This is a genomic window from Chromobacterium sp. W521 (assembly GCF_052805975.1).
Genome location: NZ_JBRBAF010000007.1, coordinates 67,980 through 83,580, shown reverse-complemented (window position 1 = coordinate 83,580; position 15,601 = coordinate 67,980). Strand labels below are relative to the sequence as shown.

At 63.4% G+C, this 15,601-nt stretch carries 11 protein-coding genes; 4 read left to right on the top strand and 7 right to left on the bottom strand.

The features are described from left to right. Positions 1-58: 58 nt before the first annotated feature. The 4 genes from ACUXV1_RS12375 to parC all read right to left on the bottom strand — a co-directional run bounded on the left by ACUXV1_RS12375 (position 59) and on the right by parC (position 6,450). Positions 59-817 (bottom strand): substrate-binding periplasmic protein, encoded by a 759-nt coding sequence (locus tag ACUXV1_RS12375; protein WP_052370474.1) that lies wholly within the window; start codon positions 815-817, stop codon positions 59-61. A gap of 389 nt (positions 818-1,206) precedes the next feature. Further along, entirely contained in the window at positions 1,207-2,538 is a 1,332-nt protein-coding gene (locus ACUXV1_RS12370; RefSeq protein WP_446015522.1) for a sigma-54-dependent transcriptional regulator, read from the bottom strand. Then, positions 2,531-4,084, bottom strand: coding sequence for a sensor histidine kinase (locus tag ACUXV1_RS12365; RefSeq protein WP_446015521.1), 1,554 nt, complete (start codon positions 4,082-4,084; stop codon positions 2,531-2,533). The genes ACUXV1_RS12370 and ACUXV1_RS12365 overlap by 8 nt, the downstream gene beginning before the upstream one ends. Continuing rightward, complete coding sequence (gene parC, locus ACUXV1_RS12360) at positions 4,081-6,450, bottom strand: DNA topoisomerase IV subunit A (protein WP_081556665.1); 2,370 nt, start codon at positions 6,448-6,450, stop codon at positions 4,081-4,083. The genes ACUXV1_RS12365 and parC overlap by 4 nt, the downstream gene beginning before the upstream one ends. Before the next feature lie 166 nt (positions 6,451-6,616). Between parC and ACUXV1_RS12355 the strand changes: the two genes are divergently transcribed. Further along, complete coding sequence (locus ACUXV1_RS12355; protein ID WP_081556664.1) at positions 6,617-7,084, top strand: GNAT family N-acetyltransferase; 468 nt, start codon at positions 6,617-6,619, stop codon at positions 7,082-7,084. 75 nt (positions 7,085-7,159) lie between these two features. Here the strand turns inward: ACUXV1_RS12355 and ACUXV1_RS12350 are convergent, their stop codons facing one another. The 3 genes from ACUXV1_RS12350 to pdxH form a co-directional block, all read right to left on the bottom strand. After that, positions 7,160-8,413 (bottom strand): M28 family metallopeptidase, encoded by a 1,254-nt coding sequence (locus ACUXV1_RS12350; RefSeq protein WP_194427301.1) that lies wholly within the window; start codon positions 8,411-8,413, stop codon positions 7,160-7,162. A 95-nt stretch (positions 8,414-8,508) separates the two neighbouring features. Continuing rightward, complete coding sequence (locus tag ACUXV1_RS12345) at positions 8,509-10,002, bottom strand: M4 family metallopeptidase (protein ID WP_446015520.1); 1,494 nt, start codon at positions 10,000-10,002, stop codon at positions 8,509-8,511. A gap of 578 nt (positions 10,003-10,580) precedes the next feature. Next, positions 10,581-11,222, bottom strand: coding sequence for a pyridoxamine 5'-phosphate oxidase (gene pdxH / locus ACUXV1_RS12340; RefSeq protein ID WP_081556663.1), 642 nt, complete (start codon positions 11,220-11,222; stop codon positions 10,581-10,583). A gap of 219 nt (positions 11,223-11,441) precedes the next feature. Here pdxH and hemA point away from each other — a divergent pair, with 219 nt between their 5' ends. From hemA to gcvA, 3 genes are all read left to right on the top strand, one after another. Next, on the top strand, positions 11,442-12,695 hold the full coding sequence (gene hemA, locus ACUXV1_RS12335; RefSeq protein ID WP_446015519.1) for a glutamyl-tRNA reductase: 1,254 nt from the start codon (positions 11,442-11,444) through the stop codon (positions 12,693-12,695). Next, positions 12,695-13,771 (top strand): peptide chain release factor 1, encoded by a 1,077-nt coding sequence (prfA, locus tag ACUXV1_RS12330; RefSeq protein WP_043636449.1) that lies wholly within the window; start codon positions 12,695-12,697, stop codon positions 13,769-13,771. The genes hemA and prfA overlap by 1 nt, the downstream gene beginning before the upstream one ends. A 633-nt stretch (positions 13,772-14,404) precedes the next feature. After that, positions 14,405-15,325 (top strand): transcriptional regulator GcvA, encoded by a 921-nt coding sequence (gene gcvA / locus ACUXV1_RS12325; RefSeq protein ID WP_019102440.1) that lies wholly within the window; start codon positions 14,405-14,407, stop codon positions 15,323-15,325. The last annotated feature ends 276 nt before the right edge of the window (positions 15,326-15,601 follow it).

The following is a 15,601-nucleotide window of genomic DNA, read 5'->3' as shown; positions in this document are numbered from 1 at the left end:
ATTTCGAAGTCGGTTTCAACGCGGTATCGCCGATGCGTAGCAGACGATGAACAGGTTCTCAGGGCTTGAACCAAGGGCGTCCGTGCTGGGTGGGAAGCTGATAGCGCTTGGCCAGTTTCTCGTAGCCGCCGGCTGCGGCGAAGCGGCGCAGGCCCAGATTGAAACGGTCGCGATCGCGGACATCCCGAAAGGCCAGCCGGTAATGAGTGGGCGTGAATAGCGCGTATGGACAGAGCCTGGCTTTGATGTCGATCTCGCGGCGGAGATCGTGGCTAAACTGCTGGAAGATATTGACGTCGGAAATCGCCACGTCGGCGCGCTCGCTGTACAACAGGCGGTTGAGGGTGATCTGTGGCGATTCCTCGCGATAGGACGGAATCTGCGGCGTCAGCGCGGCGAAGGCGGGCCCCAGATAAAGGTGGGCGCCCTGAAAGGCGGCCACTCGGAAGCGAACCAGGTCCTCCAGCCGCTGCAGGTGGATGCGGCGTTTGCACAGCGTAATCGCCATGTTCTGGTAAACGATGTAGGGCTCGGAAACATGGCCGCCGCTGTTGGCGATGGCGGCGTCCACCTGGCCGCTTGCCAGCCAGTTGTGCGCGCGCAGATTGGGGCCGAAGCGGATCCGCGGCTGATAACCGGCCTGGCTCAAGGCCTGGCTGACGATGTCGTATTCCACGCCCTTGCCGCGCTCCGCGTCGATATAGGGTTGTTTGGTTTCGCCCAGCGCCACCCGCAGCGACGGCAGGGCCCCGATCTGGGCGCTGAGCAGCAGGGCCGGCAGGGCGCGGAGGACGAGATGGAGCGGCGTGAAAGCCATGGGCCGGTAGCGAATATCGATATGGTTGCAATGGCGCGCCCGCGGGCGGGGCCGTCGAATAGGTTCTTTATAGCCGCTGGCTCGGGTCTGGCCTTGTCTGATGAGAGGACGCGGGCCGCGGCTGCCGCATTGTAGCGATTGCGAGGCAGTGCTTCCCAGGTTTCCGGCGGAGAGCCGGCAAAAAGCGAGAATATGGCTTATCCACAGGATTTGGCGCAATACCGTGCTTATCCACAGCGCGCTTAGAGCCTGTTTACGATCTCGCGAGCAAGAGCGGGACAAGACGAAAACGGCTGAGAAAGCGGAATGTACAAAAGCGGTAAATGAGCATTTCGAAGGGTACTCACCGTGTAACGCTTCATAACGCGCAGCAGATCGTAAACAGGCTCTTACTTGATGCCCAGCCTTTCCATCCGATAGCGCATGGATCGGAAGGTGACGCCCAGCGTCTTGGCGGCCTGGGTGCGGTTGAAGCGGGTGCTCTCCAGCGCCTTGAGGATGGCTTCGCGCTCCACCCGGTCCAGAAAGTCCTGCAGCGCCTCGCCATCGGCGCAGGTTGGCGCCTCTCCATCGCCCTGGCCGCCGTGATCGCTAGGCAGCAGTTGCAGATCCCGCAACTCAATCCGGGCGTCGTTGGCCAGGGCCACCGCGCGTTCCAGGATGTTTTCCAGTTCGCGGAAATTGCCCGGATAGTTGTATTCCAGCAAGGCCTTGAGCGCCGCCGGCGCCAGCCGCGGCTTTTCGTCGGGGGAAAAGCGTTCCAGCAGGCTGGCGATGTAGCGCGGTAGGTCCTCGCGCAGTTCGCGCAGCGGCGGCATGCGCAGCGGCAGCACGTTTAGCCGGTAGTACAGATCCTGGCGAAAGTTGCCGGCGTCTACCCGCGCCGCCAGGTCCTTGTGGGTGGCGCAGATGATGCGCACGTCCACCGCTTCTTCCTGGGCGTTGCCCAGGCGGCGCACTTTCTTTTCCTGAATCGCGCGCAGCAGTTTGACCTGCATCGCCAGCGGCAGGTCGGCCACTTCGTCCAGAAACAGCGTGCCGCCGTTGGCTTGTTGAAAGAAGCCGTCGCGGTCGTTGTCGGCGCCGGTGAACGCGCCTTTGCGGTAGCCGAAGAATTCGCTTTCCATCAGCGTTTCCGGGATGGCGCCGCAGTTGACCGGGATGAATGGCCGTTCGGCGCGCGCGCTGTGCTCGTGTATCATCCGCGCCGCCTGTTCCTTGCCGGTGCCGGATTCGCCGCTGACGTAAACCGCGGCCTGGCTGCGCGCCAGCTTGCCGATCAAGCGCAGCGCTTCCTGGATCGCCGGCGATTCGCCGTCCAGCCGCACCGCGGCCTCGGTTTTGCCGTTGTCCACACTCAGCACGGATTTCACCAGGCTGCGCAATTGAGCCAGGCTGACCGGTTTTTGCAGATAGTCGAAGGCGCCGGCCTTCATCGCCAGCACCGCGTTGTCGGTGTTGCCGTAGGCGGTGATCACGGCGATGGGCACGTCCAGGCCCTGTTCGGCGATATGGCGCACCACTTCGATGCCCTCGCCGTCCGGCAGGCGCATATCGGTCAGCGCCAGGTCGAAGGGCTGGCTGTTCAGGCTGAGTTTGGCGGCGCCGACGCTGGCGGCGGTGGCCACGTCCAGCCCCATCTTGATCAGGGTCAGTTCCAGCAGTTCGCGGATGTCCGGTTCATCGTCGATCACCAGCACGCGCAGGGAGGATTTAGCCATAAGCCTTGTGACAGATCAGACGGAACACGCCGCCGGGCGGGCAGTAGTCCAAGCGCGCGTCGTTGGCTTCCGCCAGTTCGCGCGCGATGTACAGGCCCAGTCCGGTGCCGGCGCTTTCCGTGGTGAAAAAGGGTTCGAACAAGCGGGCCTGGGCATCTTCGCTCATGCCTGGGCCATCGTCCATTACCCTGATGGTCAGGTGATTTTCCACTTCGCCCACTTCGATGCGCACCGCGCCCGGCTGTTTGCTGGAGTAGCGCCAGGCGTTGGCCAGCAAATTGTTGAGAATCTGGCCAAAGTGGCCGCGGTCGAACTGGACCGCGGCGGCCTGCGCCTGGTAGACGCAGCAGATTGCGCCGGCGGCGGCGGCTTCCACTACGCCGAAGTGGTCCAGCAGCTCGTCCAGAAAGGGCTGCAGCCGTATCGGCTCGGGTTTGATCCGGTCGCGGCGGTTCAAGGCCAGCACTTCTTGCACCATGTGGTTGATGCGCTTGCTGTTGCCCTGCACGATGCGGATCAGCCGCTGGCGCGCGGGGTCGGTTTCGTCTTCGGCCAGCAGGTCGGCCGCGTGGTTGATCGCCGACAGCGGGTTGCGGATTTCATGGGCGATATTGGCGGTGAGCCGCCCCAGCGCCGCCAGTTTGACGCGTTTGCCCTCCTCCGCCATGTCCGCCATGTCGCGCATGAACAGCAGGAGCGCGTGGTCGTCGCCCACCAGCACTGGCACCATGCGGCCCACCAATTGACGCCCGCGGATGTTGCGGTCGATGAAACTGGGATTGGGCTGGCAGCCGTTGTGCCGCCAGCGCTCCACCAGCGGCAGCAGTTCGGGAACGACGTGGCCGCGGCGCATGGCGCCGAAGTAGCGCGCCGCCTGATTGTTGAACTGGCGTAGCAGGCCAGAGGGATCCAGCACCACCACCGCGTCGCGCTGGCTTTGCAACACCAGTTCGTTCAGGCGGTTGAGGTTGGCGATCTCGCCGCCGCGGCGGGTGGCCAGCGCTTCGGAGTCGCGCGCCACGCGGCCCAGCTTCCAGGTAACGATGGAGGTGATGAAGCCGGCGGTGGCCAGCAGCGCGGAGTAGTAGAAATCCGAGCCGCGGCCTATGCCCAGGTATTGCTCGACGCCGACGAAGGACAGCAGGATCAGTGTGGCGATGGAGGCGTAGAACAGCGCATAGCGGCCCGATGACAGCAGGCCGGCCACCGCCAGATAGGGCAAGAGCAGGATGCCGTAGCCGCTGCGGACGCCGTCGTTGATGCCCATCAGCAGCACAATCATCGCGATGTCGGCGGCGATGGCCAGCGTCAGTTGCAGGGTGTGGGCCAGCCGGCCGTTGCGCAGCAGGAACCAGGCGCCGATCAGAGCGGCGTAGACGCCGCTCCACAGATAGAAGGCCTTGCCGCCGGCCACCAGCGATTCGCCTTCGCGGTTGGCGAACAAGGACATCGCCAGCAGCACCAGCAGCAGCGCCGCCCGGAAGCTGTTGATGAAGACCAGCCCGCTGCGCGGGGTCAACGGCGTCGGCGGGCGGTCCCGGTTCATGTCGTCGGCAGCTCGCTGATGGCGCTGACGCTCCATTTCTTCGGCATCAGCTTGCCCTTCTTGCCGCGCTTGCCGGCGAACTCCGCCAGCGCCAGTTTTTCATCGGAGGCCTTGCCGCGCACCGACAGCGTGGACAGCAGCGCTTTTTCGCCGTTGACCAGGCCGATGGCGGTGACGGCTTCGCCCTCTTCCACCGCCATCAGCATCAAGCCGCGGCCCTTGGCCAGCTCCTTGAGTTCGGCGGCCGGGAAGGCCAGCAGGCGGCCGTTGTCGGCGGCGGCCACCAGTTGGGTGGCTTCAATGATGCCGGCGGCCGGCAGCGGCGCGGGGGTCAGCACGGTTTCTTCCGGATTCAGCGTCAGGAAGGCTTTGCCGGCCTTGACCCGTCCGGCCATGTCGCCCAGCTTGGCGATGAAGCCGTAGCCGCCGGAACCGGCGACGACAAAGCGGGCCTCGTCCTTTCCGGATAGCATCTGGGCCGGCTTGGCGCCGTCCTGCAGGTCCACCAGCGACGCCACCGGCACGCCGTCGCCGCGGCCGGTGGGCACGTCGGCCGGGTCCACGGTGTAGGCGCGGCCCTTGCTGTCCAGCACGATCACCGACCACACAGTGCGGGTTTCCACCACGGTGTGCAGCGCGTCGCCGTCCTTGAAGGCCAGCGCGGCGAGGTCCACGTTGTGGCCGACGCGGGCGCGGATCCAGCCCTTCTGCGACAGGATGATGGTGACCGGTTCGTCGGCTATGGTCTGGGTCAGCACCGCGCGCTCGGCGGTCTTGATCTCGCTGCGGCGCTTGTCGCCGTACTTGGCGGCGTCGGCCTGGATTTCCTCGCGCATCATGCTGCGCAGCGCGTCCGGCGTGTCCAGCACGTGGCGCAGGCCTTCGCGCTCCTCGCGCAGATCGGACAGCTCTTTCTCCAGCTTGAAGCCTTCCAGCCGCGCCAGTTGGCGCAGGCGGATTTCCAGGATGTCCTCCGCCTGGATCTCGGTCAGGCCGAAGGCCTTGATCAGGTCCGGCTTGGGCTCGTCGGATTCGCGTATCACGCGTATCACTTCATCGATATGGATGAAGGCGATCATCCGGCCTTCCAGGATGTGGATGCGTTTTTCCACCTGGGCCAGCCTGTGCTGCAGGCGGCGGGTGACGGTAACGCGGCGGAAGTCCAGCCACTCGCTGAGAATGGGCTTTAGGCCTTTCTGACCCGGCCGGCCGTCCAGGCCTATCATCACCAGGTTCATCGAGGTGTTGCCTTCCAGGCTGGTCTGCGCCAGAAGGATGTTGATGAACTCGTCCGGGTCCTGGCGGCTGGACTTGGGTTCGAACACCAGGCGCACCGGACACTCGCTGTCGGATTCGTCGCGCACGCGGTCCAGCAGCGACAACATCAGGCTCTTCAGGTTTTGCTGGTCCTGAGTCAGCGCCTTCTTGCCGGTCTTGACCTTGGGGTTGGTGGCTTCTTCAATCTCCGCCAGCACTTTCTGCGCGCTGGAACCGGGCGGCAGCTCGGACACGATCACGCGCCACTGGCCGCGCGCCAGCTTTTCCACTTCCCATTTGGCGCGCACGCGCACGCTGCCGCGGCCGCTCTCATAGGCGGCGAGGATGTCTTCGGCCGGGGTGATGATCTGGCCGCCGCCGGGGAAGTCCGGCCCGGGCACGTATTGCATCAGAGCCGCGGTATCCAGCTCCGGGTTGTCCAGCAAGGCGATGCAGGCGCTGGCCACTTCGGTCAGATTGTGCGGGGGAATTTCGGTGGCGAGACCCACGGCGATGCCGGAGGCGCCGTTGAGCAGCACCATGGGCAGGCGCGCCGGCAGCAAGCGCGGTTCCTCGAAGGCGCCGTCGTAATTGGGCACGAAGTCCACCGTGCCCATGTCGATTTCCGACAGCAGCAGGTCGGCGATCGGCGTCAGCCGCGCCTCGGTGTAACGCATCGCCGCCGCGCCGTCGCCGTCGCGGCTGCCGAAGTTGCCCTGGCCGTCGATCAGCGGGTAGCGCAGCGTGAAGTCCTGCGCCATGCGCACCAGCGCTTCGTAGGCGGAGCTGTCGCCGTGCGGGTGGTATTTACCCAGGATTTCACCGACCACGCGCGCCGATTTCACCGGTTTGGCGCCGTGGGCCAAGCCCATGTCGCGCATCGCGTACAGGATGCGGCGCTGCACCGGCTTCTGGCCGTCGGCCACTTCCGGCAGCGCGCGGCCCTTGACCACGCTCATGGCGTATTCCAGATAGGCGCGCTCAGCGTAGAGGTCCAGTGGAATCCACTCGCCGTCGTTGGCGTCCGCCGCGGGCGGAGTGGGCGGCGGCGGGGTCAGGGCGGCGGCGCCGTCCGGCGTATTCTCGGCAAACAGATCGTTATCGTTCATATGGGCAAGGCAGGAGGTGAATCGGTTAGCGTTCATCGGCCGGCGTTTGCGCCACGGCAAAGCCTGTCCTCACGGTTATAGCTGGCGAGGACGCGTTGTCGTAAGCTTGGCCCGGACGCGCCACAAGCCGGCCGATGATAATGAATCAGTTCAGGGGAATTCTACTATGGCAAACCGAGTTGCGTGGCACTGCCACCGTTTCGATGGTTTTACGCCGCTGGCGTTGTATCGGGCCTTGCAGCTGCGCGACCAGGTGTTCGTTGTGGAGCAGCAGTCGATTTACGGCGATGTGGACGGCGTGGATGTGCACTGTCTGCACCTGTCCGGGCACGACGACGGCGGCCGGCTGCTGGCTTACGCGCGCTTGATTGCGCCGGGGGAGAAATACCCGGACGCGGCGGCGATAGGCCGGGTCGTGGTGGCGCCGGAGGCGCGCGGCCAGGGCCTGGGCAAGGCGCTGCTGGCGCAGGCGGTGGCGCAGTGCCGCGCGCATTTCCCCCAGGCGGCCATCATGTTGTCGGCGCAGACCGACGCGCAGGCCTTGTACGAGAGCTTCGGTTTCCACGCGGTGTCCGAGCCTTACGACGACGGCGGAATCCTGCATGTGGATATGCGGCGCGAGGCCGGCGCTTAAAACCATTTCATCGAGCCTTCCGCAATGAAAAACCCACCCCGCAAAGGGGTGGGCGCATCAAGCGGAAAGGCGGACTCAGCGTTTGACCGCCGGGCCGTCGCTGCCCAGTTCCACCGCGTAAGCCAGCGCCAATTGCGAGAACTTCAGCGCGTGGCGAGCCTGGTTGCCGGCGCTGGCGAGGGTGTCGCGCACGGTGTGGATGTTGGGGTTGGATTGGTTGAAGGCGGATTCGAACGGGAAGGATGCCGGATAGCCGTTCTTGTGCCAGGAGGCGTGGTCGGAGCACGCATAGCCGCAAGAGCTGTAGCCGACGGTCAGATTGGGCAGATAGGTTTCGGCCAGATTGGCGAGGAAGGTGTTCTGCGCCGAGTTGGTGTAGTCGGTGAACAGGAAGATGTCGTCCTCGCTGCCCTGGTAGTTGGTCATGTCTAGTTGCAAGGCGCCCACCACGTTGACCTTCTGTTGCTTGTAGCGGTTGGCGATGTCGGAGGAACCCCGCAGGCCCACTTCTTCCGCCGCGTAGGCCATGAACTTGATGGTGCGGCGCGGCTGATAGTTGTTGGCCAGCAGCACGCGGATCACCTCGGTCAGGCTGGCGATGCCGGAAGCGTCGTCGTCGGCGCCCGGCGCGCGGCTGTTTTCGCCGGTGCCGCTACCCACGGTGGAGTCCAGGTGGCCGCCCAGCACCAGGGTTTCAGCGGCATTGTCCTTGCCCTTGATGGTGAGGATCACCGATTTTTGCGGCCAGGCGCTGTGGGCGAACTGCTCCACGGTCACGTCGCTGCGGCCGGCGGCCAACTGCCGCCATTGATTGGCGATCCAGTTGGACGCGTTGACGCCGTGGCTGGTGGTGTAGAAGCGGTTTTGGTAGTTGGACAGGGATTGGATGGTGCCGAGAATGTTGCTGTCCTGCAGCTGCGGCAACAGCTTGTTGACGGTGGCCTGGTCGTTGATCTGGTAGCTGGGCAGCAGCGTGCCGGCCACCGGCGCCTTCAGCGCGGTGCGCGCGTCCTGCAGATCCTTGTGCACGATGAAGCCGCCGCAATGACGCAGACTGTGGTGGATGGCGTCCGACAACTGCGGCAGCACGCTGTCGTCCACTTGCACCAGATGGACTTTTTCGGTGGCCACGCCCTTGGCGGACACGCCGGCCGGCAGCGCGTTCACCGCCAGCTGGCGGCTTTCCTGGCTGCGGCTTTTCGGGCTGACTTGTTGTAGCAATTGGTAGGCGTTGTCGCCGATGGAAATCCATACCGGCGCGGCCTGGACGGCGCTGGCCAGGCTGGTGGCGGCCAGCAGCGCGACGAGACTTGGTTTGAGAGTGAGCATTCCGGAATTCCTGAGCGATGCCGGCCATGGGCGGACCATGGCCGGCGGATGGGAGAAACGGCGCGAATCGTCATGACCCCGCCGTCAGACGGTCATCAGCTGTCGCAAGCCACGCCCACGGTGGAGAAGGCCTTGGTGACGTCCGCGCTGTTGTAACCGCGCGCTTCGGCTGCTTTCTCCACGCCGCAAGCGGCGCTGTTGTAAGTGGCGTTGGCGGTCCAGTACAGGCGGTTGGCGTCCACGAACACTTCAAAGGCCTTGCGGGTGTTCCAGCCGGGGCTGGTGGCGATCAGGTAGAACGCCTTGTTGTACACGCCGCTGGAGTAGTGCACGTCCAGGCCGCTGGTGTAGTCATTGGCGTGTCCGATGGAGCGGCCGTCCTTGGTCGGGTCGGCGAAGTAGCGCAGCGCGCCGGTCTTCTTGAAGATCTCCGCGCCCACCAGGAAGTCGTTCTTGCCCTTCATGTAGTACTCGGCGGCTTCGCCGGCCATGTCGGAGAACGCTTCGTTGATGCCGCCGGACTGCTCGCTGTAGACCAGGCCGGAGTTCTGCTCGGTGAAGCCGTGGCTGACTTCATGAGCGGACACATCCAGCGATACCAGCGGGTAGAAGCGGGTGGCGCCGTCGCCGAAGGTCATCGCGCTGCCGTCCCAGAACGCGTTTTCATAGTTGCGGCTGTAGTGCACCTTCATCAGCAGCTTCTGGTTGATCGGACGCAGGTTGAACCAATCCTTGTACAGGTTGAACACCACATTGCCGAAGTAGTGGGCGTCGTTCAGCGGCGAGTAGGCGCCGTTGATGGCCTTGTAGGTGTTGGTGGGGCAAGCGAACTTGTACGGGGTGGTGCCGCTGGTGCCGCCGTTCAGGTTGATGGTGGCGACATTGCCGCTGTCCATCTTGCAATCGCTGGTGACGACCAGCGGGCCGTAGTCGGTGCCGTACAGGTATTTGCCGGTCTTGGCGTTGCCGCCGGGGCCGTTGGCGTCGTTGTGGTTCAGGCCTTCCCACTGTTTGAGCACCTGACCGCTATTGGCGTCGACGATGAAGTGCGGACGGCTGGGTTCCTTGCCGCCCTCCACCAGGAAGGACACCAGATAGACCAGCTGGGCGGTGTTGCGCTTGTCCAGGCGCACCACCAGTTCGGTCTTCTCGTTGCGGGTTTCATAGCCGTTGGCCTTCAGTGCCTTGGCGTTGGCCAGTACCTGGGAGGCGCTGAGCGCCGGCTTGACCGAAGCCAGGTCGGAGGCGATGCCGCGCACATAGTAGCCGGACAATTTGCTGGCCGCGGCGGTGGACGAGCCCTTAGCGAATTGCTTTTCCTCTACGACGGCTTCGCCCCATACCGGCACGCCCTGATAGTACTGCTGGTAGCGGGTGATGACTTTGCCGTTGGGGAATTGCGAGCTGCGCTGCGCCTTGAGTTCTCCCTGGTTGATGCCGGCGGCGCTGAACGCGCTGGTGCCGGCGGCGAGTTTGTTGGATTTGCTCAGCGCATCCAGATTGACGCGCTCGGCGGCTTGGGCGGAGCCGTAAGCCAGAGCCAGCGCAGACAACACCAATACGCGAACCATCGCAGTTTGGGTTTTCATCACGAATTTTCTCCAATGTAGATCAGCGGGACACGGTAATGGCCCGCGTCAAGCCGACGGATCTTGCGTAAAGGCCGCCGGCGCCAGACAGGCTTGCGCCTGCCCTTTCGGACGCTTGGAAATCTCTCCGAAGATGGCTGCCGCCATCGGGCGGGGTTGGAATTCTCTGCGTCCCTTATGCGTTCCCGACATGGGACATCGCTCTGAACATGGGAAAGGGGTTGCTGAAATCAGAGGACGTTGGCTTGGTTTGTTCTGACGACCACTTGCCAAATGCATAAATTATGTATTGGTTTTTCCGCCTTGATATGCATCTGTTCTAAGTGCCAGTTGCCTGGATACTTGCGGCGGCGGGCATGACCGAAATCAAAGCAGGGCATCGAATCCTTGGTAGACAAGGAGAAGAGAGGGAAACATCAAGAAAATGAAAAGCCGCATCATCCGGATGCGGCTTGTTGCTATGCGGCAACATCCAAATCGCTATAAAAGCGGACAAACTGTCTAATTATGGATGGTTGCAATTTTTTGCTCATGCATAAAGCACATGATATCAATGAGTTGTTCTCACCCGGGTAGGGTCAAGGCGCCAGCCGCGCAATCTTCCAGGCGCCGTCTTCCAGCAAGGAATACTGCACTCGGTCATGTAGCCGGCTGGGGCGGCCTTGCCAGAATTCCAGCCGGTCCGGCGTCACCGCGTAACCGCCCCAGTGCGGCGGCCGGGGCACGTTCAAGGGGTGTTTGACCCCGAACATCGCCGCGCGCGACACCAGCACGCTCTTGGAGCTGATCTCGCTGCTCTGTTCGCTGGCCCAGGCTCCCACGCGGCTGGTGTAAGGCCGGCTGGCGAAATAGGCGTCAGAGACTTCCGGCGCCACCTGGGCCGCGCGGCCCTCGATGCGGATCTGCCGCTCCAGCTCCGGCCAGAAGAAGGTCAGCGCCACATAAGGGTTGTCGTTCAACTGGCGGCCTTTTCGGCTTAGATAATTGGTGTAGAACAGCAGTTGGCCGTCCTCCACGCCCTTGAGCAGCACGATGCGCGAAGTAGGACGTCCGTCCGCTCCGGTCGTGGCCAGGTTCATCGCCGTAGGCTCTGGCACTTGCGCGGAGATGGCCTGGTTCAACCAGTTCTCCAACTGGGCCAACGGGTCCGGCAGGCACTCCTCCGGCGATAGTTCTTGCTTGGAAAAATCCTTGCGGATGTCTGCGAGGTTCAGCGACATTTCGTCCTCCTTGAAGGGGCTATCTTATGCCAGCTCCGCTTGGACCATATAGGGGGTTTGCGCAAGAAGAGCGCGCTATTTTAGACGGCGCGCGGCGCTGGATTCTGCTATGTCATATAAGGCGCTGACGACGGACCGGCGGGGCTGGCCCCCGCAGCGCAGGACGTGCGGTTCAAGTTAGGCTAAAATACCCCATTTCTTTCCGCGGCTTATCCGCCCATGCATCTGTTCGCCCTTGGTTTGAACCACCATACCGCACCGCTCTCCATCCGGGAAAAGCTGGCTTTTCCTGCGGAGGTGTTGCCCAAGGCGCTGGACAGCCTGGTCAGCTCGCATGCGGCGCACGAGGCGGCCATCATCTCCACCTGTAACCGCACCGAGATCTATTGCACCGGCAGCGATCCGCAGGCGGCGCTCAGCTGGCTGGCCAAGTTTCACGGCCTGGCGCTGGCGGAGATGCAGCCCTATCTTTATCAACTGGACGAGGCCAACGCTGCGCGTCACGCTTTCCGCGTCGCTTCCGGCCTGGACTCCATGGTGCTGGGCGAGACCCAGATCCTGGGCCAGTTGAAGGACGCTGTGCGCAGCGCCGAACACGCCGGCACCATGGGCACCCTGCTCAACGGCCTGTTCCAGCGCACCTTCGCCGTAGCCAAGGAAGTGCGGTCCAATACCGCGGTGGGCGCCAGCTCGGTGTCGATGTCGGCGGCGGCGGTCAAGCTGGCCGAGCAGATTTTCCCCACCATCGGCGAACTGAATATCCTGTTCGTCGGCGCCGGGGAAATGATAGAGCTGGTGGCCACCCACTTTGCCGCGCGCAACCCCTCCTGTATCACCGTGGCCAACCGCACGCTGGAGCGCGGCCAGCGGCTGGCGGAGCAGTTCGGCGGCAACGCCGTCACCCTCGCCGAGCTGCCGGACATCTTGCCGCGCTACGACGTGCTGGTCACTTCCACCGCCAGCCAGTTGCCCATCATCGGCAAGGGCATGGTGGAGCGGGCGATCAAGGCGCGTCGCCACCGGCCCATCTTCATGCTGGACCTGGCGGTGCCGCGAGACATCGAAGTGGAAGTGGGCAAGCTGGCCGACGTGTTCCTGTACAGCGTCGACGATATCGCCAGCGTGGTGGAAGTGGGCAAGGAAGCGCGCCAGAGCGCGGCCGCGGAGGCCGAAACCATCATCCAGGCGCGAGTCTGCGAATTCAGCGACTGGCTGAAAAAGCGCGAAACCGTGCCGCTGATCCGCGCGCTGCGCGACGACGCCGACCGGCTGCGCCGCGCCGCGCTCGACGCCGCGCTCAAGCAACTGGCGCGCGGCGAAGCGCCGGAGCGGGTGCTGGAAACCCTGTCGGTGCAACTGACCAATAAATTGATGCATCCCCCCACCCGGGCCTTGTCGTCCGGGCGCGGCGCGGAGCACGACGCGCAGGTGGAAGCCGTGGCGCGTCTTTATCGTTTACACCCGGAGTCGTAATGAAAGCGTCAATTGCGGCCAAACTGGCGCAACTGGCCGACCGTCTGGAAGAGGTGACCCACCTCCTGGCCAGCGAAGCGGCTACTCAAAATATGGATGCGTTCCGCAAGCTCACCCGCGAGCATGCCGAACTCACCCCGGTGGTGGAAACCTACCAAAGCTATCGCCAGTGCGAGAGCGACATCGCCGCGGCGGAAGACATGCTGTCGGACCCGGAGATGAAGGAATTCGCTCAGGCGGAAATCGCCGAGGGCAAGGACAAACTGGCGGCGCTGGAACTGGAGTTGCAAAAGCTGCTCTTGCCCAAGGACCCCAACGACGAGAAAAACATCTTTCTGGAAATCCGCGCGGGCACCGGCGGCGACGAGGCCGCGCTGTTCGCCGGCGACCTGTTGCGCATGTATACCCGCTTCGCGGAGCGCAACCGCTGGCAGGTGGAGATTGTTTCCGCCAGCGAATCCGACTTGGGCGGCTATAAGGAAGTGATTGTGCGCCTGATTGGTTTCGGCGCGTTTTCCCGGCTCAAGTTCGAGTCCGGCGGCCACCGCGTGCAGCGGGTGCCGGTGACCGAGACCCAGGGCCGCATTCACACGTCCGCCTGCACCGTGGCGGTGATGCCCGAAGCCGACGAACTGGCCGACGTGGTGCTGAACCCGTCCGACCTGCGCATCGACACCTTCAGGGCCAGCGGCGCCGGCGGCCAGCACATCAACAAGACCGACTCCGCGGTGCGCATCACCCATATTCCGACGGGGATTGTGGCGGAGTGTCAGGACGGCCGTTCCCAGCACGCCAACAAGGCCAGCGCGATGCAAGTGTTGGCGGCGCGCATCATGGACATTCAGCGCCGCGAGCAGCAGCAGAAAGAGGCGGCCGAACGCAAGAGCCTGATTGGCTCCGGCGACCGCTCCGAGCGTATCCGCACCTATAATTTTCCACAGGGCCGCATCACCGACCATCGAATCAACCTGACCTTGTACAAGCTGGATTACGTGATGGACGGCGACCTGAGCGAACTGACCGACGCTTTGATCGCAGAACAGCAGGCGGAATTGCTGGCGGAATTGGGAGAGTGACCGCGGGTCGGTACTAGCAAGGATTATTGCGTTGCCGCTGTCGGCGCAACGCGCTACACTCGCAAACTCAAGAACGGGCGGTTTGCCGCCCGCGCCCGCGGGCAGGATTGTCGCGCGGGCTTATTCTCCGAACTTTGGGCCACTCGCGTGGCCTTTTTTCTTGTCCGTTCACCGGAGAGCGGGCAAAAAAAAGCCGGGCCCTGTCTGAACCCGGCAATGCCCAACGTGGATTGGCAGTCAATCTGGCGACGCCGCCGCATCTTGCGGCGACACGCGGTAAGCGGTGGAAAATTCTCCGTTGCAAGCGGATGTCATCCTGTAATATTTATAATCCGTTACTATTTCAGTACGGATAAAGCCTTAGGCTCGGGAATGACGATTCCATTTCCGGGCAAGCCAAGGCCAGGCTTGGTTTTGGCTGTGGACGCCGCGTTGGAAATCGGGGAGCGCGGCATAGACGGCTCAATCGGCGGGGAGAGCGAATCGCCATGCCATTGTTGCATGACGGCGGTCTGCATGCCGCGGAGCGCCGTTCAAAAGCCCAGCCGTGTCCGGCATGCCTAGCATACGATGTTGCGCCTGGCATGACAAAGCAGTTAATTTCATGATAACCATGATAAAAAGGCATGTAAGATGAAGCTGCCACCGCTGAATGCATTACGCGTATTTGTCGTTGCCGCCGAGCATTTGTCCTTTACCCGCGCCGCCGCCGCGCTCAGCCTCACCCAAGGGGCGGTTAGCCGCCACGTGCAAACGCTGGAGGAATACTACGGCGCCACGCTGTTCACCCGGCAGGCGCGCGGGCTGTCGCTGACCGCCGAAGGCGAGGCGCTGATCAAGCCGGCGCGCGAAGCCTTTCAATTGCTGAACGAAGCCAGCGAAGCGCTGCGGCTGCGGCAAAGCGATTTGCGCGTGCGCATGCCTCCCACCCCGGCAATGCGCTGGGTGCTGCCTAATCTGCCGGATTTCCAGACCCGCTATCCGGAGTACACGCTGCACTTGGTGACTCAACTGATTCACGACAAGCCGTTCAACCGGGCGGAATACGATCTGGCGGTGGTGGGCATGGCGCGCGCCGAGGTGGCGCCGGATCTGCGCACCGAATGCATCTGCCGCGAGAAGCTGATTCCGGTTTGTTCGCCGGCCCTGCTTAACGGCAAGCATCCGCTGAACACCCCGGACGATTTGCGCCACCACACCCTGCTGCACCCCTGGCGCGACCAGGACACCTGGAAGCGCTGGCTGAAACTGGCCGGCGTCAACGGCGTGAACCCGGAAAGCGGCGTCACCTTCGATGCCTCCGAATACGCGCTGCATGCCGCCGTCGCCGGCATGGGCGTGACCCTGGCCCAGGTGTCCATGGTGACCCAGGACCTGGATTCAGGCCGGCTGGTCATGCCTTTCGACACGGTGCTGGAAACCGAGTGGAGCTATTACCTGGTCTATCCGCACGAGCTGGCGGAGCTGCCCAAGGTGAAGGTGTTCCGCGACTGGCTGGTGGCCATCCTGGCCAAGAGCGAAGCCAGCAGCTGGCTGGCGCGGCGCGGCTATTGAAGCGCGCGGCGGCGTGGCCGCGCCGCCGCCTCTGCACCTGTTCACGATCTGCTGCGCGTCGTGGACGCCTGACACGGTGAGCATGCCTTCGAAATACTCATATACGGTGTGTACACTTCGTGTTCTCTGCCGTTTTCGCCTTTTCTCGCTCTTGCTCGCGAGACTTTGAACAGGTTCTAAAAGCCCGTCCCAAGCCTGCTTTGTAAATCTTTGTGTCCGGTTCTGGATTCCAGGGCGTTATCGGCGCAAAATAATTGACTAGTCAATTATTGATAG

Coding starts and splice junctions, on each gene's coding strand:
- ACUXV1_RS12375 (WP_052370474.1), bottom strand. CDS start 817: ATGGCTTTCACGCCGCTCCATCTCGTCCTCCGCGCCCTGCCGGCCCTG.
- ACUXV1_RS12345 (WP_446015520.1), bottom strand. CDS start 10,002: ATGAAAACCCAAACTGCGATGGTTCGCGTATTGGTGTTGTCTGCGCTG.
- parC (WP_081556665.1), bottom strand. CDS start 6,450: ATGAACGATAACGATCTGTTTGCCGAGAATACGCCGGACGGCGCCGCC.
- gcvA (WP_019102440.1), top strand. CDS start 14,405: ATGAAGCTGCCACCGCTGAATGCATTACGCGTATTTGTCGTTGCCGCC.
- hemA (WP_446015519.1), top strand. CDS start 11,442: ATGCATCTGTTCGCCCTTGGTTTGAACCACCATACCGCACCGCTCTCC.
- ACUXV1_RS12370 (WP_446015522.1), bottom strand. CDS start 2,538: ATGGCTAAATCCTCCCTGCGCGTGCTGGTGATCGACGATGAACCGGAC.
- ACUXV1_RS12365 (WP_446015521.1), bottom strand. CDS start 4,084: ATGAACCGGGACCGCCCGCCGACGCCGTTGACCCCGCGCAGCGGGCTG.
- ACUXV1_RS12350 (WP_194427301.1), bottom strand. CDS start 8,413: ATGCTCACTCTCAAACCAAGTCTCGTCGCGCTGCTGGCCGCCACCAGC.
- prfA (WP_043636449.1), top strand. CDS start 12,695: ATGAAAGCGTCAATTGCGGCCAAACTGGCGCAACTGGCCGACCGTCTG.
- pdxH (WP_081556663.1), bottom strand. CDS start 11,222: ATGTCGCTGAACCTCGCAGACATCCGCAAGGATTTTTCCAAGCAAGAA.
- ACUXV1_RS12355 (WP_081556664.1), top strand. CDS start 6,617: ATGGCAAACCGAGTTGCGTGGCACTGCCACCGTTTCGATGGTTTTACG.